The organism is Hydrogenophaga sp. (genome assembly GCF_030158645.1).
Taxonomy (GTDB): domain Bacteria; phylum Pseudomonadota; class Gammaproteobacteria; order Burkholderiales; family Burkholderiaceae_C; genus Hydrogenophaga.
On record NZ_JAOASO010000038.1, the window covers coordinates 16,428 to 39,436 of the forward strand.

General features: G+C 66.1%; 18 protein-coding genes. 12 read left to right on the top strand and 6 right to left on the bottom strand.

The features are described 5' to 3' along the window. The first annotated feature begins 70 nt into the window (after positions 1-70). On the top strand, positions 71-2,149 hold the full coding sequence (gene ppk1 / locus Q1W68_RS04010) for a polyphosphate kinase 1 (RefSeq protein WP_300715656.1): 2,079 nt from the start codon (positions 71-73) through the stop codon (positions 2,147-2,149). A gap of 26 nt (positions 2,150-2,175) precedes the next feature. Next, on the top strand, positions 2,176-2,658 hold the full coding sequence (locus Q1W68_RS04015; protein ID WP_300650667.1) for a histidine phosphatase family protein: 483 nt from the start codon (positions 2,176-2,178) through the stop codon (positions 2,656-2,658). Positions 2,659-2,689: 31 nt separating this feature from the next. On the opposite strand, the gene Q1W68_RS18390 is transcribed toward Q1W68_RS04015, so the two are convergent. Continuing rightward, positions 2,690-3,118: a hypothetical protein gene (locus Q1W68_RS18390; RefSeq protein WP_366146693.1), complete on the bottom strand. Its 429-nt coding sequence runs from the start codon at positions 3,116-3,118 to the stop codon at positions 2,690-2,692. Positions 3,119-3,233: 115 nt separating this feature from the next. Continuing rightward, a complete protein-coding gene (gene ppx, locus Q1W68_RS04025; protein WP_300650665.1) occupies positions 3,234-4,718 on the bottom strand; it encodes an exopolyphosphatase in 1,485 nt (494 codons plus the stop codon). Between the two features lie 223 nt (positions 4,719-4,941). Here ppx and pstS point away from each other — a divergent pair, with 223 nt between their 5' ends. The 7 genes from pstS to phoR all read left to right on the top strand — a co-directional run bounded on the left by pstS (position 4,942) and on the right by phoR (position 11,562). Next, entirely contained in the window at positions 4,942-5,973 is a 1,032-nt protein-coding gene (pstS, locus tag Q1W68_RS04030) for a phosphate ABC transporter substrate-binding protein PstS (RefSeq protein WP_300715657.1), read from the top strand. A gap of 94 nt (positions 5,974-6,067) precedes the next feature. Continuing rightward, positions 6,068-7,066, top strand: coding sequence for a phosphate ABC transporter permease subunit PstC (gene pstC, locus Q1W68_RS04035; RefSeq protein ID WP_300715659.1), 999 nt, complete (start codon positions 6,068-6,070; stop codon positions 7,064-7,066). A gap of 1 nt (position 7,067) precedes the next feature. Beyond that, a complete protein-coding gene (gene pstA / locus Q1W68_RS04040; protein ID WP_300715660.1) occupies positions 7,068-7,922 on the top strand; it encodes a phosphate ABC transporter permease PstA in 855 nt (284 codons plus the stop codon). A 46-nt stretch (positions 7,923-7,968) separates the two neighbouring features. After that, a complete protein-coding gene (pstB, locus tag Q1W68_RS04045; RefSeq protein WP_300650655.1) occupies positions 7,969-8,763 on the top strand; it encodes a phosphate ABC transporter ATP-binding protein PstB in 795 nt (264 codons plus the stop codon). 53 nt (positions 8,764-8,816) lie between these two features. Then, entirely contained in the window at positions 8,817-9,518 is a 702-nt protein-coding gene (phoU, locus tag Q1W68_RS04050) for a phosphate signaling complex protein PhoU (protein ID WP_069046350.1), read from the top strand. Further along, positions 9,515-10,246 (top strand): phosphate regulon transcriptional regulator PhoB, encoded by a 732-nt coding sequence (phoB, locus tag Q1W68_RS04055; protein WP_300650654.1) that lies wholly within the window; start codon positions 9,515-9,517, stop codon positions 10,244-10,246. The genes phoU and phoB overlap by 4 nt, the downstream gene beginning before the upstream one ends. Next, entirely contained in the window at positions 10,243-11,562 is a 1,320-nt protein-coding gene (gene phoR, locus Q1W68_RS04060; protein ID WP_300650652.1) for a phosphate regulon sensor histidine kinase PhoR, read from the top strand. The genes phoB and phoR overlap by 4 nt, the downstream gene beginning before the upstream one ends. 7 nt (positions 11,563-11,569) lie before the next feature. Here phoR and Q1W68_RS04065 read toward each other — a convergent pair whose 3' ends face one another. The 4 genes from Q1W68_RS04065 to trxA form a co-directional block, all read right to left on the bottom strand. After that, the gene (locus tag Q1W68_RS04065; protein WP_300650649.1) at positions 11,570-13,297 is read right to left on the bottom strand and encodes a hypothetical protein; all 1,728 of its coding nucleotides are present in this window, start codon (positions 13,295-13,297) and stop codon (positions 11,570-11,572) included. Positions 13,298-13,438: 141 nt separating this feature from the next. After that, positions 13,439-13,702, bottom strand: a complete 264-nt coding sequence (locus tag Q1W68_RS04070) for a type B 50S ribosomal protein L31 (RefSeq protein ID WP_056274744.1) — start codon at positions 13,700-13,702, stop codon at positions 13,439-13,441. Between the two features lie 99 nt (positions 13,703-13,801). After that, complete coding sequence (gene rho / locus Q1W68_RS04075; protein ID WP_300715661.1) at positions 13,802-15,064, bottom strand: transcription termination factor Rho; 1,263 nt, start codon at positions 15,062-15,064, stop codon at positions 13,802-13,804. Positions 15,065-15,248: 184 nt separating this feature from the next. Continuing rightward, positions 15,249-15,581: a thioredoxin TrxA gene (gene trxA, locus Q1W68_RS04080; RefSeq protein WP_159606264.1), complete on the bottom strand. Its 333-nt coding sequence runs from the start codon at positions 15,579-15,581 to the stop codon at positions 15,249-15,251. A 122-nt stretch (positions 15,582-15,703) separates the two neighbouring features. Here trxA and Q1W68_RS04085 point away from each other — a divergent pair, with 122 nt between their 5' ends. From Q1W68_RS04085 to Q1W68_RS04095, 3 genes are read left to right on the top strand one after another with little or no spacing between them, the layout of a single operon-like run. Next, entirely contained in the window at positions 15,704-18,349 is a 2,646-nt protein-coding gene (locus Q1W68_RS04085) for a PD-(D/E)XK nuclease family protein (protein ID WP_300650645.1), read from the top strand. Next, positions 18,346-21,687, top strand: a complete 3,342-nt coding sequence (locus tag Q1W68_RS04090; RefSeq protein WP_300715662.1) for a UvrD-helicase domain-containing protein — start codon at positions 18,346-18,348, stop codon at positions 21,685-21,687. Before Q1W68_RS04085 ends, Q1W68_RS04090 begins: the two co-directional genes overlap by 4 nt. Next, positions 21,684-22,997 carry a TIGR03862 family flavoprotein gene (locus tag Q1W68_RS04095; protein WP_300650640.1) on the top strand — a complete coding sequence of 438 codons (1,314 nt, stop codon included), beginning with the start codon at positions 21,684-21,686 and terminating at the stop codon, positions 22,995-22,997. The genes Q1W68_RS04090 and Q1W68_RS04095 overlap by 4 nt, the downstream gene beginning before the upstream one ends. Positions 22,998-23,009 lie beyond the last annotated feature (12 nt).

A 23,009-nucleotide genomic window follows, 5' to 3' on the forward strand; every position in this document is an offset into this window, starting at 1 on the left:
CACACTCTGTGTGACGCCGTGCGCCAGGACCCCAGGGCGGTCGCACCCCGCGACAACAACAAGACCTGACATGAGCGGCAACCACTCCAACAGCAAGCATCCTTTCCTCGATCGCGATCACAGCATCCTGGCCTTCAACGAGCGCGTCATGGACTGGGCGCGCCGCCCCGACGTTCCGCCGCTCGAACGCCTGCGCTACCTCAGCATCGTCTCCAGCAACCTCGACGAGTTCTTCGAGGTTCGCGTCGCACCCCACCTCACCGCCGCGCAGGCCAACGAGCAGCGTGGCCTGTACACCGCGCAGAGTTTCGAGAAGCTGTCGGAAAAAATCCACGAGCTGGTGGCACAGCAGTACGCCATCTACAACGACGAACTGCTGCCCCTGCTGGAGAAAAAGGGCATCAAGCTGATCTCGCACGGCGAACGCAATCCGCGGCAGCGGCGCTGGGTCAAGGAGTTCTTCGTCAACGAAGTGCAGCCCTTGCTGATGCCGGTGGGCTTGGACCCGGCGCACCCGTTTCCGCAAGTGGCCAACAAGTCGCTCAATTTCATCGTGCGCCTGGCGGGCAAGGACGCGTTCGGGCGCGAGAACGAGATCGCGATCGTGAAAGTGCCGCGCATCCTGCCGCGCTTCTTCCGCATGCCCCCGATCAAGGGCTCCAAGCAGACGCACTTCGTGTCGATCTCCAGCCTGATCCGCTCCCACCTGGGCGACCTGTTCCCGGGCCGACAGGTCACCGAGTTCTCGCAGTTCCGCGTCACGCGCCACTCCGACCTGGCGGTGGACGAGGAAGAGGTGAAGAACCTGCGCACCGCGTTGCGCAAGGGCTTGCAACAGCGTCACTACGGCCAGGCCTTGCGGCTGGAGGTCTCGGCCGGTTGTTCGGAGTTTCTGTCCAACTTTTTGCTGGAGCAGTTCGCCTTGCCCGCCAAGGCCTTGTACCGCGTGCCCGGTCCGGTGAACCTGGTGCGCCTGAACCAGCTGATCGACAAGGTGGACGCGCCCGCGTTGCGCTTCGAGGCTTACAACGGCGGCTGGCCCGCACAGCTCACCCCCGGTCAGTCCTACTTCGAGCGGCTGCAGCAGGGCGACGTGTTGATCCACCAGCCCTACGAGAGTTTTGACGCGGTGCTGGCGTTCCTGCGCGAGGCGGTCGAAGACCCGGACGTGCTGGCCATCAAGCAGACCATCTACCGCACCGGCGCCAAGTCGGAGCTCATGAACCTGCTGCGCGAAGCCGTGCGCCGGGGCAAGGAAGTCACGGCCGTGGTGGAGCTCAAGGCGCGCTTCGACGAGGAAGCCAACATCAACTACGCCGAGCGGCTGGAGTCCGTGGGCGCGCAGGTGGTCTACGGTGTGGTCGGGCTCAAGACCCACGCCAAGATGCTGCTGGTGACCCGCCGCGAAGCCAGCGGGCTCAAGCGTTACGCCCACCTGTCCACCGGCAACTACAACCCTGGCACAGCCAGGCTCTACACCGACCTGAGCTACCTCACGGCCGACGACGCGCTCACCGCCGATCTGGAACAGATTTTTCTGCACCTGGCCAGCCAGAACCGCCTGCCCAAGCTCAACAAGGCGCTGATCGCACCGTTCCATTTGCACAAGGCCATGCTGGACAAGCTGGAGGCGGCAGGAGCGGCCGCCAAAGCCGGCCAGGATGTGCGCGTGATCGTCAAGATGAACGCCTTGACCGACGAGCAGCTGGCGCGGGCACTCGCGGTGGCCTCGCAGCAGGGCGTGAAGATCGACCTCATCATCCGCGGGGCCTGCATCCTGCCGGCCCAGGTGCCCGGCTTCACCGACAACGTGCGCGTGCGCTCGGTGATCGGTCGCTTGCTGGAGCACTCCCGGGTGTTCTATTTCCGCACCGGTGACGCGGAAGAGCTCTGGCTGTCGAGTGCCGACTGGATGAACCGCAACATGCTGCGCCGGATCGAACTGGCCTGGCCCGTGACCGACCATGCGCTGCGCCACCGCATCATGGACGAGTGCCTGTCGGCCTACCTGCACGACACCAAGGACGCCTGGCTGCTGCAGCCCGATGGCCGCTACGTGCCCGCCAGCATCACGGGCAGCGGTCGCACGCGTGCGGTGATGCACTCTGCCCAGGCCAGCCTGATGGCGCGCTACGGCAGCAAGGGATGACCGTGATTGCCCCGGAAAGCCGCAGCATGGACCTGATTCTCTGGCGGCACGCCGAAGCCCACGAGCACCCCGATGGGCTTGCAGGCAAGCCGGGCGACGCCCGGGACCTTTTGCGCCGGCTCACGCCGCGCGGCGAAAAGCAGGCCGCGCGCATGGCGGCCTGGCTGGACCGGCAACTGCCGGACGGTGCGCGCATCTGGAGCAGCCCGGCTTCGCGCTGCGAGCAGACGGCGCTCGCCCTGGGACGCAAGTTCAAGCTGCGCGAAGCGCTGTTGCCCGAAGGCGATCCGCTGGCGTTGCTGGAACTGGTGCAGTGGCCCCACGGGAAGTCGCCGGTGGTGGTGGTGGGGCACCAGCCCACGCTGGGGCGGGTGGTGGCCCGCCTGCTCAATCTGGCCGAGGACGATTGTTCGGTGAAGAAGGGGGCTGTGTGGTGGCTGCGGCACCGCGAGCGCGCCAGCGGCAGCCAGACCGTCGTGGTGACGGTGCAAACCCCCGAGTTGATCTGAACGAAGCCCGGGGACTTGCCCCGGGTCGGTGTCAGGCGGTGGCAACCTTTTTGGCGGGCGCAGCGGCCTTCTTGGCTGCGGGCTTGGCAGCCACTTTTTTCGCGACCGCTGCGTTGACGGCGGGCTTGGCCACCGGCTTGGTGGCCACTTTCGCGGCGGCCTTCACCGCAGGCTTGGCGACCGGTTTGGCCACGGGCTTTTTCGGCGCTTCGGGTTTCTTCTCGGTGCCAGTTGGGCGGCCGGTCTTGAGCGTGGGAACGGCGGACAACGCGGCCTTGAAGGCGGCGTCGTTCAGGCCTTGCAAGGCCATGAGGCCAGCGCGCAGCAGCTCGCTTTTCTTCACGCTGGTGCCCAGCGCAATGGCGCGGGTCTTGAGCGTTTCGATGGCGGCAAATTCCGCTTTGGGGATGGTGAAGCTGTCGCGCACGAGCTTGGGCTTCTTGTTGTTCTGACTGGCCATGGGTGGACTCCGTTGGTCGATGAAAAGGCTGGCAGTATAAACCGTATAAACCGTTTATATGGTTGTGACAGTGACATGACAGATGCGTGACGCAGAGCGTCGCGAGCGCAGCCGGTCAGCGAATGTCGGCGGTGAATTTCCAGGCCGATTTTTGCCAGGCCACCACCTCTTCACCCAGCAACCACGCCGATTGCGGGTAGCGTTTCGCCCAGCCCGGGTTGGTGGCCAGCTTGAAGGCGCGTGCCTTGTAGCTCAGCTTGACCGATTCGTGCTCGGGCATCTGGCGCGCATGGCACAGCAGCACCGCCAGCCGCAGGGCCATGAGCTGTTTGGCGAACAACTCGTCCTGCAGCGCTTCTTCGAGCTTGCGCAGCTTGCCACGCTGGCCCAGCACCAGCTGACTCATGCGGTGCAGTTCGGGCAACGAGAAGCCGCGGGCGTCCACGTTGTCCAGGATGTACGCGCCGTGGTGGTGCGAACGCTCGTGCGAAATGTGGGTGCCGATTTCGTGCAGCCGCGCAGCCCAGGCCAGCTTTTGCGAATAACGTTCGTTTTGCGCGTCCAGCGCGGCGATCTGCGCGAAGAGGGCGGTGCTCACCGCACTCACACGCTTGCCCTGCGCCTCGTCGGCCGAGAAGCGGTGGGTCAGCCAGCTCACGGTGCGCTCACGCACGTCGCCGCCGTCGGTGTCGCGGTCGATCAGGTCGTACAGCGCGCCGTGGCGCAGGGCGCCCTGAGCCGGCAGCATCTGCTCGATGCCGAACAAATCAAAGATGGCGCGCAACACGCTCACACCGCCGCCGATCACCGGACGCCGGTCGTCTTTGAGGCCTTCGATGCGAAGCTGGTCGACGTTGCCCGCCTTGATCATGCGGTCGGTGAGCCAGTCCAGCCCGGAGCGGGTGACCACGCCCGAGGCCCAGCCGTTGGCGGCCAGCATGTCGGCAACCGCACTCACCGTGCCGGACGAGCCGTACGCGATGGTCCAGTCGGCCGGCGGGAATTTGTCCAGCGCCTCGTCGATCACGGCCTTGGCGGCCACCTCGGCCGTCTTGAAGGCTGCCAGCGAACACTGTCCTCTGGGAAAGTACCGGGTGGACCAGGCCACGCTGCCCAGCCGGTAGGACTCCATGGTGCGGGCCGAATACCCTTGGCCGAGGATCATTTCCGTGGAGCGTCCGCCGATGTCGACCACCAGCCGTTTCTCGTCGGAGTGAGGCAACAGGCGTGAGACGCCCTGGTAGATCAGCCTTGCTTCTTCGTAGCCGGACACCACGTCGATCGGGAACCCCAGGATGGTCTGGGCCTGGCGCACGAAGTCGTCGCGGTTTCTGGCTTCGCGCAGCGTCTGGGTGGCCACGGCGCGCACCTGCTGGCGCTTGAAACCGTGCAGCCGCTCGGCAAAACGGGCCAGGCACTCCCAGCCGCGTTCCATGGCGGCCTGGCTCAGGTTTTTTTCCTCGTCCAGCCCGTTGCCCTGGCGCACGGTCTCCTTGAGGTATTCGATCCGTTCGATGTGCCCCGAGTGGTAGCGGCCGATTTCCAGCCGAAAACTGTTGGAGCCGAGGTCGATGGCGGCAAGTAAGGTACCGTTTTGCATGCGAGGGGAGAGCTGCGAGCCAGAACAGCTCAGGGAAAAGGCAAGACAAGGCAGGGCGAGCCCGGATTGTGACGCATGCCCGGGGCAGTACCCCACTTTGCGGTCCGGAGCCGCCCGGTGTCTTCACGGCGGACTCTGTGACATTGGTGAGATGTCACGGCGTTGTCACATTGCCTGCCTAGAGTCGCTCCTGTTCCTCTTCCCAACCGCAAGGAGTCTCGCAATGATCAACAAACGCATCTTCCTCCAGGCCGTCGCTGCTGCTGCCATAGCCACCGCCGGCATGGGCTCCGCCATCGCTGCCGACATCACCGGCGCTGGCGCCACGTTTCCGTTCCCGATCTACGCCAAGTGGGCTGAAGCCTACAAGAAAGAAACCGGCACCGGTCTGAACTACCAGTCGATCGGCTCCTCCGGTGGCCTGCGCCAGATCCGCGCCAAGACCGTGGCTTTCGGCGCGTCCGATGCGCCCGTGTCAGGTGCCGACCTCGACAAGGACGGCATGGTCCAGTTCCCGGCCATCATCGGCGGCACCGTGCCCGTGATCAACCTCGACGGCTTCAAGCCGGGTGAACTGCGCGTGACCGGCCCCGTGCTGGCCGAGCTGTTCCTGGGCACCATCACCAAGTGGAACGACCCCAAGCTGGCCGCCCTGAACCCTGGCAAAACCCTGCCGGACCAGAACGTGACCGTGATCCACCGCGCCGACGGCTCGGGCACCACCTTCAACTTCACCGACTACCTGAGCGCTGTGAGCAAGCCCTGGGCCGACACCGTGGGCAAAGGCGCTGCCGTCAAATGGCCAGCACCTTCGTCCGTGGGTGGCAAGGGCAACGAAGGCGTGGCCGCCAACGTGAACCGCGTCAAGGGTGGCGTGGGCTACGTCGAGTACGCCTACGTCAAGAAGAACAACATGAACTTCCTGCAGCTGCAGAACGCCGACGGCAAGTACGTGAGCCCGGACGACAAGACCTTCGCCTCGGCCGCCGCCGGCGCCGACTGGTTCAGCGTGCCCGGCATGGGCGTGTCGATGGTGAACGCCAAGGGTGCCGAGAGCTGGCCCATCAGCACCGCGTCGTTCATCCTGATGTACAAGAACCCGGCCGACAAGGCGCAGTCCGCCGAAGTGCTGAAGTTCTTTGACTGGGCTTTCAAGAGCGGCAAGGGCATGGCCGCCGAGCTGGACTACGTGCCGCTGCCCGACTCCCTGACCGCCGATATCCGCTCCAAGGTGTGGTCGCAGATCGCCAAGTAAGTTAGGCTGCTTCCAAATTGCATCCGCCGGTCGGTTCAGTCGGGCCGGCGGATGTTGATTTGTGGGGCCGGTCAACCACCGGATCGGAGTCAACATGAGCCTGGGAACCACGATGAGTTCGCAACCCGTGTCCATTGAACTGGACAACCCCAACATGGCGTCGATTGCCAAACGGCAACGCTTTCAGGACGTCCTGTTTCACCGCATCACACAGAGTTTCTCGCTGCTGGTGCTGATCGCCCTGATGGGCATCATCGTCTCGTTGTTCATCAACGCGTGGCCCACGTTCCAGAAGTTCGGCTTCAACTTCATCTGGCGCGTCGAGTGGGACATCATCAATGAAGAATTCGGTGCCGCGATCGCGATCGTCGGCACCATCGCCAGTGCTTCCATCGCCATGCTGATCGCCGTGCCGCTGGCCTTCGGCATTGCGCTCTTCCTCACCGAAACCTGCCCGGTGTGGCTGCGCCGCCCGCTGGGCACGGCGGTCGAGTTGCTGGCGGCCGTGCCGTCCATCATCTACGGCATGTTCGGTCTGTTCGTGTTCGCGCCGCTGTTCGCCGACTATTTTCAGGTGCCGGTGCAACAGGTGCTGGGTGGCATGCCGCTGGTGGGCTTTCTGTTTGGCGGCAGTACCAACGGATTCGGCATCCTCGCCGCCGGCATCGTGCTGGCCTTCATGGTGCTGCCTTTCGTGGCGGCGGTGATGCGCGACGTGTTCGAGATCGTTCCGCCCATCCTGCGCGAATCGGCCTACGGCCTGGGCTGCACGACCTGGGAGGTGGTGCGTCGCGTGGTGCTGCCCTACACCCAGAAGGGGGTCATCGGCGGCATCATGCTCGGCCTCGGCCGGGCGCTGGGCGAAACCATGGCGGTCACGTTCGTGATCGGCAACGCCAACCGCATGCCGACTTCGCTGTTCTCACCTGGCACCTCGATCGCATCCACCCTGGCCAACGAGTTTGGTGAAGCTGCCGACTTCCACCTCTCCACCCTGTTCGCACTCGGCTTCCTGCTGTTCGTGATCACCTTCCTGGTGCTCTCGGCGGCCAAGATCATGATGTTGCGCGCCGAAAAGGCCAAAGGCTTCTGACATGGAACTCAACAACGCCATCTACAAAAGCCGCCAGCGCACCAACGCCATCGGCCTGACCCTCTCGATGGGCGCCATGGTGCTCGGCCTGGTCGTGCTGCTCTGGATCTTGAGCGTGTTGCTCAGCAACGGCCTGGCCGCGCTGGACTGGAACATGTTCACGCAGTCGACCCCCGCCCCGGGCAGCGAAGGCGGCGGCCTGGCCAACGCCATCGTCGGCAGCTTGATGATGGTCGGCTTCTCGGTGCTGGTGTCCACGCCCATCGGCGTGTTCGCCGGGGTGTACCTCGCCGAGTACGGAGACGAAAGCAAGACCGCCGAACTCACCCGCTTCGTGACCGACATCATGCTGTCGGCACCCTCCATCGTGCTGGGCCTCTTCGTGTACGCGATTGCGGTGGCCACCGTGGGCAACTTCTCGGGTTGGGCGGGCAGCCTGGCGCTGTCGCTGATCGCCGTGCCGGTGGTGGTGCGCACCACCGAAAACATGCTGCGCCTGGTGCCAGGCAGTCTTCGCGAAGCCGCCTTTGCCCTGGGCGCACCGCGCTGGAAAGTGGCCACGCTGGTCACGCTGCGCGCGGCCAAGAGCGGCGTCATGACCGGTCTGTTGCTGGCGGTGGCCCGCATCAGCGGCGAAACGGCACCGCTGCTGTTCACCGCGCTCAACAACCAGTTCTTCAGCACCGACATGGGCGCGCCCATGGCCAACCTGCCGGTGGTGATCTTCCAGTTTGCGCTGAGCCCCTACGACAACTGGATCCGCCTGGCCTGGGGTGGCGCTCTGCTCATCACCTTGTCGGTGCTGGTGCTCAACATCGTGGCCCGCGTGTTCCTGCGCGAGAAGAAGCCGGGTTGATCCCCGCACGGCTCCACCCTTCAATTTCAAAGTTATGGACATGACCATGCCCAACACCGCCTCCGCAGCCCAACCCGCTGTCGCCGCCAAAAACGCGCTCGAGTTGCGCAACCTCAACTTCTTCTACGGCAAGTTCCAGGGCCTGAAGAATGTCAATCTGAACATCGAGGAACGCAAGGTCACCGCTTTCATCGGCCCTTCGGGCTGCGGCAAGTCGACCCTGCTGCGCACACTCAACCGCATGTACAGCCTGTACCCCGGCCAGCGCGCCGAAGGTCAGATCAATTTCTATGGCCAGAACATCCTGGACGAGAAACAAGACATCAACCTGCTGCGCGCGCGCATCGGCATGGTGTTCCAGAAGCCCACGCCGTTCCCGATGTCGATCTACGACAACATCGCCTTCGGCGTGAAGCTCTATGAAACGCTGGGCAAGAGCGAGATGGACGACCGCGTGGAGTGGGCGCTGTCCAAGGCCGCGCTGTGGAACGAGGTGAAAGACAAGCTCAACCAGAGCGGTCTCTCGCTCTCGGGCGGTCAGCAGCAGCGCCTGTGCATTGCGCGCAGCGTGGCCGTGAAGCCGTCGGTCTTGCTGCTCGACGAACCCACCTCCGCGCTGGACCCGATTTCCACCGGCAAGGTGGAGGAATTGGTGCACGAACTCAAGCAGGACTACACCATCGCCATCGTCACCCACAACATGCAGCAGGCTGCCCGCTGCAGCGACTACACGGCCTACATGTACCTGGGCGAGCTGGTCGAGTTCGGTTCCACCGAGCAAATTTTCTTCAAGCCCGCCAAGACCGAGACCGAGGACTACATCACCGGGCGTTTCGGCTGATTTCAGCCCGCGTTGAACACCGAGCAGTTCCGAGCCACAACGGGAGATATTTCATGAGCGACAAACACATTTCCAGCCAGTTCGACGCCGAGTTGAACTCCATCTCGTCCCAGGTTCTTGAAATGGGCGGTCTGGTCGAATCCCAGCTCCACCAGGCGGTGTACGCCCTGGTGCACATGAGCATGGAGTCGGCCGAGCAGGTGATCGAGAACGAGAACCGCATCAACCAGATGGAGCTGCAGATCGATCACGAGATCATCTCCACCATCGGCCGGCGCCAGCCCACCGCGCGCGACCTGCGTTTTCTCATGGCGATTTCGCGCACCACGCAGAACCTGGAGCGCGCAGGTGACGAAGTCGCCCGCATCGCTCGCATGGTCAAGTCCATCATCGAAAACGGTTCACCGCGCAACCTGCCCAGCTCCGAGCTGCGGGTGGCCGCCGACCTGGCCTCGGCCCTGCTGCGCAAGACGCTGGATTCGTTCGCGCGACTCGACACCACCATGGCGGTGGCCATCATCAAGGGCGACAACGCCATCGACGATGAATACAACGGCTTTCTGCGCAAGCTCATCACCTACATGATGGAAGACCCCCGCACCATCTCGCCGAGTCTGGACCTGTTGTTCCTGGCCAAGTCGATCGAGCGCGTGGGCGACCACGCCAAGAACATCGCCGAGCAGATCATCTTCATCGTCAAGGGTGAAGACGTTCGGCACACCCCCATGTCCCAAGTCGAGTCGGTGGTCGGATGAGGAAGCTCCCACGCGTTCTGGTGGTGGAGGACGAACCCTCCATCGCCGAGCTGATCGCCGTCAACCTGCGGCACAACGGCTTCGCGCCGACCGTCGTGTTCGACGGCGTGGCCGCGCAGCGCGAGGTGGATGCGGTGCTGCCCGATGTGATCCTGCTCGACTGGATGCTGCCCGGTGAAAGCGGTGCCTCGCTGGCCCGGGGCTGGCGCAAGAACGAACGCACCAAGACCATCCCCATCCTCATGCTCACCGCGCGCAGCGACGAGAGCGACAAGGTGCAGGGACTGGACGCGGGCGCGGACGACTACATCACCAAACCGTTCTCCACCCAGGAGCTGCTGGCGCGCATCCGCGCGGTGCTGCGCCGGCGCGCGCCCGAGATCGTCAACGACTCGGTTCAGGTGGGTGAACTGGCACTGGATGCAGGCACGTACCGCATCACGTTCCGCGGCTCCGAACTCAAGGTCGGGCCGACCGAATTCAAGCTCTTGCATTACCTCATGAAGCACGCAGAACGGGTGCACACCCGTGGTACGCTGCTCGACAAGGTCTGGGGAGACCATGTTTTCATCGAGGAGCGAACCGTGGACGTGCATGTCAAACGATTGAGGGAATCACTGGGTGAAGCCTCCGGCATGATCGAAACGGTGCGTGGTGCGGGCTACCGGCTCACGTCGATGAACAACACCGGGCGACCGGCGCAGGGCACCCCCATTTCCGCCTCATGACCCGGCGAGCCATCGAGCTGTTGCTCCTGGTCGCCTTGGGAGCCGTGCTGGGCTGGACGCAGGATTCACCGGGATGGACGTTTGCCGGCGCCCTGGTGGGCGCGCTGGGATGGTCGGTGCTGGATGGGTTGAGGGCCCGCAGCTTTCTGCGGTGGCTCAACAAGGCCGATGTGACCCGTCAGCCCCGCCTCTCAGGCACTTGGGGCGAAATGGTGGATCGCGCCCGCAAGTTGATCAAGAAACTCGAAAAAAAGGCGCAGAGCAGCGATGCCCGCCTGGAAGACTTTCTTGCGGCCATCCAGGCATCTCCCAACGGGGTTGTGCTGCTCGATTCGGCCGGCCGAATCGAGTGGTCCAACCTCACCGCGGCCAACCAGCTGGGCTTTGATCCGCAGCGCGATCTCGGCCAGTACGTGCGCAACATGGTGCGTAACCCGGCCTTCACCGCCTACCTGGCGGGTGGGGATTTCAACCAGGAAATCCAGATCGATGGGATCGGGCCGCGTCCCTCCCAGCCGTCCAAAATTTCGCTGCAGATTCACCCCTATGGCAAGAAGCGCAAGCTCATGCTCACGCGCGACGTGACCGCGGTGCAGCTCGCCGAGACCATGCGCCGCGATTTCGTGGCCAATGTGTCGCACGAGATCCGCACGCCGTTGACGGTGCTCAGTGGCTTTGTGGAAACCATGCAGAGCATTCCGCTGGAAGAGGCCGATCGCACGCGTTACCTGGGCCTCATGAGCCAGCAGGCCCAACGCATGCAGACCTTGGTGAGCGACCTGCTCACCCTCTCGCGGCTGGAGGGCAGCCCGGCCCCCGGCCCGGGCGAGTGGATCGACGGCGAAGAGCTGCTCACGCACGTGGTCCAGGAAGCCCGCGGCCTCACCCAGGCCATCTCGGCGACACAGCACCGTATCGAACCGGTGCCCGGTCCCGCGCTCTGGGTCTCGGGTGCCAAGACCGAACTGCTCAGCGCCATGTCCAACCTGCTGAGCAACGCCGTGCGCTACACGCCGGGCGGCGGGCTCATCCAGACGGGTTGGCGCTTGCGCAGCGATGGCTGGGTGGAGTTTTTCGTGAAAGACACCGGCCCGGGCATCGCGGCGGAGCACCTGCCACGGCTGACAGAGCGCTTCTACCGCGTGGACCGCAGCCGCTCGAGGGAAACCGGCGGCACCGGTCTGGGACTGGCCATCGTGAAACACGTGGCCCAGCGCCACGGCGGCCACATCGATGCCGAGAGCACGGTCGGCGAAGGCTCGCGCTTTGCGATCGCCTTGCCGCCCAACCGGGTGCGCGAGCGCATCACCGGCTGAGCCGGACTCAGTTGCCGACGCGCTGGTAGACCAGCAGGCTTTCCTTGCTGTCGGTGAGGCGGCTCACGGTGGATTTGAAGGCCCAGTGCGTCAATTCAACGCGTTGGTGCAGCGTGGCCTGGGTCGCGGGCGCCACCACCATGCTCTGGCACTGCGATCCTGCGCCACCACCACTGCGCACCAGCTTCAGAGCGCCGTGGTGCTGCAGCGCCGCTATCTGGGCCTGGCTCAATCCGTCCACCACCACGCAGCCTTGCGGGGGCACCAGGGTGGCAATGCGCCGCGAGACCGGCCCGTAGCTGCGACCAAAATCCAGCAGCGGCAGCCACAGGGTCATGAGCAGCAACCAGCACAAGGTGCTGCCCGCGGCGGGCAACACCAGGCTCTTCCACAGCGCCTGCCGGTGCTTGCCCACGCGCCACGCGACCAGCCAGAGCCATGCACCGGTGGCCACCGCACCCGCGAGGAACAACCCGATCGAAAACTCCGGCACGAAGCCGGGCGCGAGCTTGGCCACGTTGGCCGCAGGTTTGGCCGGCACGCCGGTCTGCATGGCGAACCAGATCACCCAGATGACCAGCGCACAGCCCGAGAAAAAGAGCAGGGTGAACCAGTCCACCAGCGCAGACACGCTGCGGCGCAACGTGGGCAGGGCGAAGGCGGCGAGTGCCGCCAACGCGGGCAGGGCCAGCAGCAGAGCGCGGTCGCGCTCGGGTGACAGTGCGCTGTCCACCATGCTCACCCAGGCGGCCCACAAGGGCAGGGCGACGTGGGGCCGCAGCAGCTGGTGCCGCCAGCGCCACAGCGTCCAGAGCACCAGCGGCCACGCCGGCCAGGTGAACCACACCAGCAGCTTGCCCCAGCTCTGCCACTGCACCTGCGCCAGCGCGGTCTGCAGGGCCGGTACCGGCACCTGCCCCGCCAGCGCCGACAGACCCAGGATCAGCACCAGCAGCACGGCTGCCCAGACCAGGGGATCGCGCTGCGAGGGCGCTTCATCGGACAGCCAGGCGGTGTCGGGCTCGCTGGCCTGCCGGCGCGAGATCCACAGGACCAGCAGCAGGCCACCACCCAGTGTGGCTGCGATCCAGGGTGCGCCGCTGAAGACCAGCGCGAGCAAGGCCAGCGCCCACAGGCCGACGCTGCGCAGCGGTTGCCGTTGGCCGGTGTGGGCCATGCGTGAAGCCGTCAGGAGCAACAGAGAAACCAGCGCGAGCCGTGCCAGATCGGGCGTGGTTTCGTGCGAGAGTTGGGCCAGGCCCAGGCAGGCCATCAGCGCGAGCAGACCGGCGTCGGCCAGCGCACGCGCATAGTCCGTGGGCTTGGCCTCACCACCGAAGGCAAACTGCACCGGCTGCGCGGCCGGCTGGCGCGCGAGGTGGTACACGGTGTACCAGGTGCAGAGCATGGTGAGGGCCAGCAGCAGCGCAAACGGAATGCGGACCGCAAACTCGGGCGAGAAAAAGGGCAGCAGCTTGATGAAGACCGCCCCCAGCCAGTACGGCAGCGGGCCGGCTTCTTCGACCGCCACCCCCAGCACCTGCGGGCTCCACCAGTCGCTGTGACCCGCAGCCATTTCCAGCATCACGCCGAAGGCGGACACGTCGGCGTTTTTCCAGGGCTCGCGCCCCAGAAAGCCCGGCAACACATAAGCGATGCAGAACAGGAAGAGGGCGATCCGCGGCAGGCGGCGCACGGCCGACTGGGTGACGATGGCGGGGGTGGGCTGGTTCACTGCGGGGAATATACAAGGCGCCCGAGACAGCGGGACGGCAAGGAGACAGGCGAAAGACGGGCGAAAAAAAAGCAGCCGGACAACCAGCTGCTTTTCTTGTACGGGACGCAGTGCCCCGCGGGACACCGATCAGCCAGCCGCTTACTTGGCGGCAGGCGTTGCCTTGCCGTAGCGGTTGCGGAAACGCTCCACACGACCACCCATGTTGTCCACGCTTTTCTGCGTGCCGGTGTAGAAGGGGTGCGACTCACTGGAGGTGTCCAGCTTGTACAGCGGCAGCTCGCGGCCGTCTTCCATCTTGATCATCTCTTTCGTGTTGGCGCAGGAGCGGGTCACGAATTTGAAGCCATTGGAGAGGTCCTGGAAGCAGACTTCGCGGTAGTTGGGGTGAATGCCGTCTTTCATGACGTGTCCTTGAGGTTCAGGTGCGGCAGCCGCAGGAAAACCATTTCCCTGTACTTGTCGCAATTAGCAAAGCCTGCAATTTTAGCAGGAAAGTCAGGATCAGCCGCCCCGGCGCATCATGTCGAAGAACTCGGAGTTGTTCTTGGTCGATTTCATGCTCTTGAGCACCATCTCCATGGCTTCGATTTCGTCCATGTTGTACATGAACTGGCGCAGGATGCGGGTCTTCTGCAGGATCTCGGGCTGCAGCAGCAGTTCTTCGCGGCGGGTGCCGCTGCGGTTGAGCTGGATCGAGGGGAACACACGCTTCTCGTACAGGCGGCGGTCGAGGTGGATCTCGCAGTTGCCGGTGCCCTTGAACTCTTCAAAAATCACCTCGTCCATGCGCCTACCGGTGTCGACCAGTGCGGTGGCGATGATGGTGAGCGAGCCACCTTCCTCGATCTTTCGGGCCGCGCCAAAGAATCGCTTGGGCCGCTGCAGGGCGTTGGCGTCCACACCGCCGGTGAGCACCTTGCCGCTGGAGGGCAGCACGTTGTTGTAGGCGCGGGCCAGGCGGGTGATGGAGTCCAGCATGATCACCACGTCCTTGCCGAGTTCGACCAGGCGCTTGGCGCGCTCGATCACCATCTCGGCCACGTGCACGTGGCGCGCAGCGGGCTCGTCGAAGGTGGAGGCGATCACCTCGCCGCGCACCGTGCGCTGCATTTCGGTCACTTCTTCCGGGCGCTCGTCGACCAGCAGCACCATGAGCACCACCTCGGGGTGGTTGGCCGAAATGGCATGGCACAGGTGCTGCATCATCACCGTCTTGCCGCTCTTGGGCGGCGCCACGATCAGGGCGCGCTGGCCCCGGCCGATGGGCGCAATGATGTCGATCACTCGGCCTGTGATGTTCTCTTCGCTCTTGATGTCGCGTTCCAGGCGCATCTGTTCTTTGGGGAACAGCGGCGTCAGGTTCTCAAACATGATCTTGTGCTTGTTGTCCTCGGGGGGCAGGCCGTTGATCTTGTCGAGCTTGTTGAGCGCGAAGTAGCGCTCGCCGTCTTTGGGGATGCGCACCTCGCCCTCGATCATGTCGCCGGTGTGCAGGTTGAAGCGGCGGATCTGGCTGGGCGAGATGTAGATGTCGTCGGTGCTGGCGGTGTAGCTGGTGTCCGGCGCGCGCAGGAAACCAAAGCCGTCGGGCAGCACTTCCAGCACGCCGTCGGCGTAAACCAGCTCGCCGCCCTTGGCGCGCTTCTTGATGATGGCGAACATCAGCTCCTGCTTGCGCATGCGGCCGGTGTTTTCGATCTCAAGCGCTTCAGCCTGCTTGAGGACTTCAGACACGTGCAGTGCCTTGAGTTCGTTGAGGTGCATGGAATTCACTCCGGGAGGGAGTTGAGTCGGGAACCGGGGGAGGGGGCGCTGGCGTCCGGATGTCGGACGGTGCGCAGATGAGGGGCGGGGTCTGTCTCGGATCCGCCTGCGGGAAATTATGACAGGAAAAAAAGGCCGCTGAAAAGGTGCCCGGGCATTGCACCCAGGCACGCATCGCACGAAATCAGGCCAATTGCTGGTCGATGAAGGCGGTGAGCTGGGCTTTGCTCATGGCGCCCACTTTGGTGGCGGCGAGCTGACCGTCCTTGAACAGCATCAGCGTGGGGATGCCACGGATGCCGAACTTGGCGGGCACGTCGCGGTTGTCGTCCACGTTGAGCTTGGCGATCTTGAGTTTGCCGTCGTAAGAGCCGGCCACTTCATCGAGGATGGGCGCGATCATCTTGCACGGGCCGCACCATTCGGCCCAGAAGTCGACCAGGACGGGCGCCTGAGCTTCCAGCACATCGGCCTGGAAGCTTGCATCGGAAACATGTTTGATCAGGTCGCTCGCCATGATTCATCCTAAAAAACGTTGTATGGGGAGGTTAAAGTTTGGGCACGTGCGCGGGCTTCAAGCGGGTGAAGATTCACCACCGGCCAGCCGGTCCGCGCCATTGTGACAGAAACCCCCATTTCATGACGCCAGCCAACCCGCCTTCCGAATCCGGTCTTCCCGCCCTGTTCGGGCAAGAAATCGAAGGCGGTGCCAGCGACTGGTCATCGGTGGTCCAGAACCTGTCGCAGGCATTGGCCGCGCGTGGCATCGAGCCCCGCAACGCGGTGGTGCTGGTGCCCTACGCACAACTCATGGACGTGGGTCGTCGCGCCTGGGCGACCCACCAGCCCGACGGCTTTGCGCCGCGTTTCGAGTCGAGTCGCAATTGGGCCGCGTCGCTGCAGCCCTTCATGCCGGGCGCCACCGATCTGAGCATGGACATGGCGCGCGACACGCTCGTGGCTGCGGCTTTCATCGAGCGTGTGGCGCCCGCACGGGCCGACGCCGCGTTGCGCGCCGTGATGGTGACGCGTCTGGTGGAAGCCGCGCGGCAACTCGCGCCGCTGGCCGCTGCGGTGCCGCCAGAGCAACGCACAGCCTGGGCCGAATCGTTACAGACGTCGCTGCTGCCGGGCCCGGCCTCGCTGCAATGGGAAGGGTTGGTCGCCACGCTGGCGCTGACCTGGGCCAGCACATCCGCCTACGCCACCGATGTGTTGTGGAGCACGCAGGCCAGCCCCGGCGTCGGGGCGCAGGCGCTGGTGGTGTTGCAGGGTTTTCAGACCGATCCGTTGGCCACTGCGCTGCTGGCCCATTGGGGTGAGCGCGCGCTGAGCCTCTCATGGCCTGTGGGTGGTTTCAGCGCTTTGGGGTGGACGTTGCACGCATGCGACGACGCCGAGGACGAAGCGCAGCGGGCAGCTGCTTGCGCGATTGCGCAGGTCAATGAAGGCCATGTTCCTGTGGCCCTGGTCGCCACCGACCGGCTGCTCACCCGCCGCATCAGTGCGCTGCTGCACGGCGCGGGTGTGGTTGTGCGAGACGAGACCGGCTGGAAACTTTCCACCACCCACGCCGCTGCTCAGCTCATGAGCTTGCTGCGTGCGGCTTCACCGCGTGCCTCCATGGACGACGTGCTGGATTTTCTCAAGCAGGCGCCGCGCTGGCCCGAAGACGCTGTGCTCACGCTGGAGCAGCTGTCGCGTGAGGCTGGTGTGGCTCAGTGGCGCGCCGCCGTGCGCACAGCCAGCCTGGCGCAGGCCATGCCGCCAGGCCTGGTCGACATCCTGGGCGAACTGCAGTCGCCGCGCAGCCTGGTGCAGTGGCTGGATGCGGTGGCACAGGCATTGAAAGCCACCGGCCTGTGGGAGGCGCTTGAGGCCGACGCGGCGGGACAGCAGGCCTTGCAGGCGCTGCGCCTGGAAGAAGGGGCGGCGCGAGAGCTCTCCGAGATCGGCGAGACCGCCGGCCAGTCGACGACGGGCCGATCCCCCGGCCGCCAGCCGCTCGCCCTGTTCGCGGCCTGGGTGCGCGACGTGCTGGAAGGCGCGACCTTCATGCCGCGCGGTACCGGCGAAGCAGCGGTGGTGATCCTGCCGATGGCGCAGATGCTCGGACGCTCCTTCGCTGCCACGGTGGTGCCGGGGTGTGACGAGGTGCACCTCAACCCCAGCCCTGAGCCGCCCGGCTCGTGGACGGCGGCGCAGCGTGAGCTGCTGGGCCTGCCTTCGCGCGAGACCTTGAGCCTGGCGGCAGCGAGTGCCTGGCAGTCGTTGTTGCGCACGCCGCGGCTGGACGTGTTGTGGCGCACGCAGGAGCTGGGTGAGCCGGTGATGCCAAGCGCCTGGGTGCTGGCGCTGCAGACCGAAGCGCCGCGCATCGGCGTCGACCCGCGCACGGCAACGGCGCTGCTCGCCGCTCCCTGCGAGCCTCCCGCGCCCTCGGCCGGCGATGTGTTGCCCGGCGCGCTCTCGGCCAGCGCCTACCAGGATCTGCGCGATTGCCCCTACCGGTTTTTCGCCATGCGCCAGCTGCGCCTGGTCGACGCGCCCGAGCTCGCGGCCGAGCCCGACCAGCGCGACATGGGCAACTGGTTGCACGCGGTGCTGCGCGCCTTTCACGAACAACGCGGCGATGCACGCCCCGGCACCGAGGCCGACCGCGCCGCGCTCGACCGGCTCGCCCTGGACACCGCTGCCGCCATGGGCCTCAACGCGGGCGAGGGCGGCGCGGGCTTCCTGCCCTATGAGGTGGTGTGGCCCGCCACGCGCGACGGCTACCTGCAATGGTTGGCCACGTTCGAAGCCACGTCCGATCGACCCGGCCCGCGCTTCGTGCAGGCCGAAGCGGTGATGACATCCGCCGTGGGCCCCTGGAAGCTCTACGGCAAGCTCGACCGCGTGGACGCACAGGACAGCCCGGAAGGCCCGATCCCGTTCGTCATCGATTACAAGACCGAGAGCCGCAAGACCACGACCGACCGATTGAAAGAGCCGCTGGAGGACGTGCAACTGGCGTTTTACGCCGCGCTGCTGCCCGACGACACCTTGCGCGCCGCCTACCTGAGCATCAACGACCGGCCCGGCTCGGCATCGGGCGACACCGCCACCCAGCTGGTGGAACACGCCGACGTGCTGGAGGCGCGCGAACAACTGCGCGTCGGCCTCTCGCACGACATGGCCCGCGTGGCCGCCGGTCATCCCATGCCCGCACTGGGCGAAGGCCGTGTCTGCGAGTTCTGCCAGGCGCGCGGCCTGTGCCGCAAAGATTTCTGGAGCCTGGCATGAACGGGGCGGCCTACCAAATCAACGGCGCACCCGTGTCCCGCGAAGCGTTTTATGCGCTCGCCTGCGACCCGGCGCGCAGCATCGCGGTGGAAGCCTGCGCTGGTGCCGGCAAGACCTGGATGCTGGTCTCGCGCATCCTGCGTGCGCTGCTCGACGGCGGCGCGCCACAGGACATTCTGGCGATCACCTTCACCAAAAAGGCCGCGGGCGAAATGCGCAAGCGCCTGGGCGAAGAGCTGCGGCGCTGGGCCGATCTGTCGGACGCCGAGCTGGCCGGCGCGCTGCAGCAGCGCGGTCTGAGCGCGGCCGACGCTGAGCGCCTCGTTCCCGAGGCCCGCAGCCTGCATGCACGCGTGACGGCCCTGGGCCGGCCGGTGCAGGTGCGCACCTTCCACAGCTGGTTTGCCGCCTTGCTGCGGGGCGCGCCGCTGTCGGTGTTGCAGGAGTTGCAGCTGCCGGTGCAGTACGAATTGCTGGAAGACGACACGCAAGCGGTGGAACAAGTGTGGCCACGGTTCTACGGTGCGCTCGCGGCCAGCCCGGCCGACCGACAGGACTTCGTGGACGCCGTGAGCGCGCATGGCCGTTTTCAGACGCAGCAGGCGCTGCGCAAGGCGCTGCAGAAACGCGTGGAGTTCGCGCTGGCCGATGCGGCGGGCGTCGTGCAGACCTCGGTGGATGCGATGGCCGAGCAGTTTCCCGAGTTCGAGAGCTTCAACGATCCGCTTCAATGGCTGGTGGACCACGCACCCACCTGCAACTTGTTGTCGGCCGCCGCCATCGCGCTCGGCCGGGCCAGCGCCGTCACGTTTGCCGCCAAGGGTGTCGAGCTGGAAAAGGCCCTCACCGGCCGCGACGGCTCGGGCGTGATCGATGCGCTGCTCACCCAGAAGAACGAGCCGCGCAAGTTCAGCGACAAGCTCGCCGGCATCGAGCAGGTGCGCGCCGCGCAAGAGCTGGCCATGCGCGCGCTGGCTGCGCGCTCACAGCACCAGGCCTGGTTGCACCACCAGCGCATGGCCCGACTCACGCGGGTGTTGCTCACCAGCTTTGCCGCGCTCAAACACGAGCGCGGCTGGGTCGACATGAACGACGTGGAGTCTGCCGCACGCCGACTGCTGGGGGACGCCGAACTCTCGGGCTGGCTGCAGCAGCGGCTGGACGCGCGCGTGCGCCATGTGTTGATCGATGAATTCCAGGACACCAACCCGCTGCAGTGGCAGGCGCTTTACGGCTGGCTCTCGGCTTATGCCGGCGCCGGTCCGGGCGAGGCGCCTTGCGTGTTTCTGGTGGGTGATCCCAAGCAGTCCATCTACCGCTTTCGCCGCGCCGAGCCGCAGGTGTTCAAGGCCGCGCAGGCCTTCGTGGTGCAGGGCCTCTCGGGCGCGTTGCTCAGTTGCGACCACACCCGCCGCTGTGCGCCCGCCGTGGTGGATGCGCTCAACAGCGCCATGCTCGCCGCCGTGCAGGCCGGGGCGTACAGCAGCGACTTCCGCCAGCACACCACCGAGAGTCACGAGCCCGGCGAGGTGGTGGCCCTGCCGCAGGTGCCTCGCAGTGCGCGCGAGCGCGGTGGCGCGGGCGGTGAGGCCACCTGGCGCGACAGCCTGGTCACGCCGCGCGTGCTGCTCGAAGACACGATGTCCGCGCTGGAGGCGCGCCAGGCGGCCGACTGGATCGCCGACGAGGTCCACTCGGGCCGCTTGAGCCCCGATGGTTTGATGGTGCTGGCGCGCCGGCGCGAGCGCCTGGCCTGGATGTTCGAGGCGCTGCGCGAACGCGGCATCGCCAGCGAGCAGCCCGAGAAGCTGGATTTGTGTGAATCGCCCGCCGTGCAGGACGTGGTGGCGCTGCTGGATGCGCTCGTGTCCACCCGCCACGACCTGAGCCTGGCGCGTGCGCTGAAGTCGCCGCTGTTTGGCTGGAGCGACGACGCGCTGGCCTGGATGGCCCGCTTGCAGCAACACTGGACCGTGCGGCCTGGCGCTGAGTCCAAGCCAGTCAAACCGTCGTGGTGGACGGTGTTGCAGCGGTTCGCAGGGCTGCCCGCCCACGAGCGCTCTGCTGCGCCGCCAGTGCCCGAGTCACTGGCCCACGACTTCACCGCCACCGCCGCGCGGCTCCTGCGCTACCAGCGTTGGGTGCAAAGCCTGCCCCCCCACGACGCACTCTCCGCCCTCTACGGCGATGGCGACGTGCTCGCGCGCTTTGCGCAAGCCGTGCCCGCGAGTCAGCGCGCGGGTGTGCTGGCGCAGCTGCGCGACCTGCTGGCCAACGCACTGGCACAGGACGGCGGGCGCTTCCTCACACCCTACCGTTTCGTGCGTGCGCTCAAGGCGGGTGGCATCAAGGCCACGCCCACGCACAACAGCGGCGCGGTGCGCCTGCTGACCATCCACGGCGCCAAGGGCCTGGAAGCTCACACCGTGCTCATGCTCGACACCGACACCGGCTCGTCGCGCCCCGAGAGCATGGGCGTGCTGATCGACTGGCCGGGCGAAGCACCCGTGCCGCGCCGCTTCGTGTTTCTGGCCAGCGAGAAGAACCCGCCGGCTTGCGCAGCCAGTGCCCTCGCGCTGGAGCAGCAGGCCCGTTCGCTCGAAGAACTCAACGCCTTGTACGTGGCGCTCACCCGGGCCGAATCGCGGCTGGTGATTTCCAGCTTCGAGCCGCATGCGCGCGGCAGCGGAGCCACCACCTGGTACGAACGCCTGTTGCCGCTCTCGCAGCCGCTGGAGATTCCCGCCCCAACGGCCGGGCGCGCAACTGAAGACACCGCAACGGCCGAAACCTTCCGCCTGCTCGCGTTGCCGGCTTTGACACGCGCGGCGGTACCCAAGCCTGTGGCGCCGGAGCCAGCCGACGATGAACGCACCCGCGTCGGCCTGGCACTGCACCGCCTGCTGCAGTGGCATCCCACGCCTGCGCGCGGCTTCGACTGGACCACCGCGCACACGCAAGCCGTGGCGCGCGAATTCGCGCTCAGCTCCGCGCAGGCCGCGCAGGCGCAGACCATGGCGCGGCGCGTGGTGCAGGGCGAGGCCGCCTGGGCGTGGGACGATGCCGTGGTCGACCACACCGGCAACGAGGTCGACATCTTTCATGCCGGCGAGTTGCTGCGCCTGGACCGCCTGGTGCGCCGCTCCGACACCGGCGAATGGTGGGTGCTCGATTTCAAGAGCGCGGAGAATCCGGAGCAGCAGCGGGACCTGCTGACGAAAATGCAGCGGTACCGTCATGCGGTTCAAGCCGCACGTCCGGGCGCCCTGGTGCGCCTGGCCTTCATCAACCTGCACGGTCGCCTGATCGAATTGCAAGACCCATCGATCACTCCATGAGCGACTCCAACGCAACCCCATCTGTCAACGCCGACGTGGCCATCATCGGCGCCGGCCCGGCCGGTCTCATGGCCGCCGAGGTCCTGAGCCGCGCCGGCCTGGCCGTGCACCTGTTCGACGCCATGCCCTCGGTCGGACGCAAGTTCTTGTTGGCCGGCAAGGGCGGGCTGAACCTCACCCACGCCGAGCCCTTGGAGCGTTTTGTCACCCGCTACGGCGCGGCCCAAGACCACGTGCAGCCCTTGCTGCAGCACTGGGGCCCTCAGGCCCTGCGCGACTGGGCCACCGGTCTGGGCATCGAGACCTTCGTGGGCACCTCGAACCGGGTGTTCCCCACCGACATGAAATCTGCGCCCTTGTTGCGGGCCTGGCTGCACCGCCTGCGTCACCCGGGGCCGGGTGGTGTGCCGGTGGTGTTTCACATGCGCCATCGCTGGCAAGGCTGGAGCACTGGAACCGGCGGACCGCTGATGTTCCATGCGCCGTCCGGCCAGGTGCAGGTGCAAGCCCGCGCCACCGTGCTCGCCCTGGGAGGTGCCAGCTGGGCCCGCCTGGGGTCTGATGGCGCGTGGCTGCCATGGCTTGAAGCGGCCGGCGTGGCGGTGAGCCCGCTGCTGCCGAGCAACTGCGGCTTTGATGTGCAGGGCGCTGCCGCACACGGCATGGCGCAAGGCTGGAGCACGCACTTCCGGGAGCGTTTCGCCGGTCAGCCTTTCAAGTCGGTGGCCATCCGCGCCACCGACAGCCAGGGCCAGCAGTTCCACCGCAAGGGTGAATTCGTGGCGACCGCCACCGGCGTCGAAGGCAGCCTGGTCTATGCCGCCTCCAGCCTCCTGCGCGACGAGATCGCACGCAACGGCCAGGCCAGCTTCGACATCGACCTCCTGCCCGACCGCAGCGCCGAGCATGTGCTGGCCCAGGTGAGCCACCCCCGCGGCCCGCGCAGCCTGTCGAGCCACCTCAAGAGCCGGCTCGGGCTGGAGGGCATCAAGATGGGCATCCTGCACGAGCGGCTGGACAAGGAGGCGATGAACGATCCCGCGCGCCTGGCCGCCGCCATCAAGGCCCTGCCCGTCACGGTGAGCGCGGCCCGGCCGATCGATGAGGCCATCAGCAGCGCGGGTGGTGTGCGTTGGGATGCCTTGAACCCGAACCTGATGGTGGAGACAAAGCCGGGCTTGTTTTGCGCCGGCGAGATGCTGGACTGGGAAGCTCCCACCGGCGGTTATCTGCTCACGGCCTGCCTGGCCAGTGGCGTGGTGGCTGGGGAGGGCGTGGCGCGCTACCTTCAGCAGACCGGGCCACGCTGAAAACAGAAACGC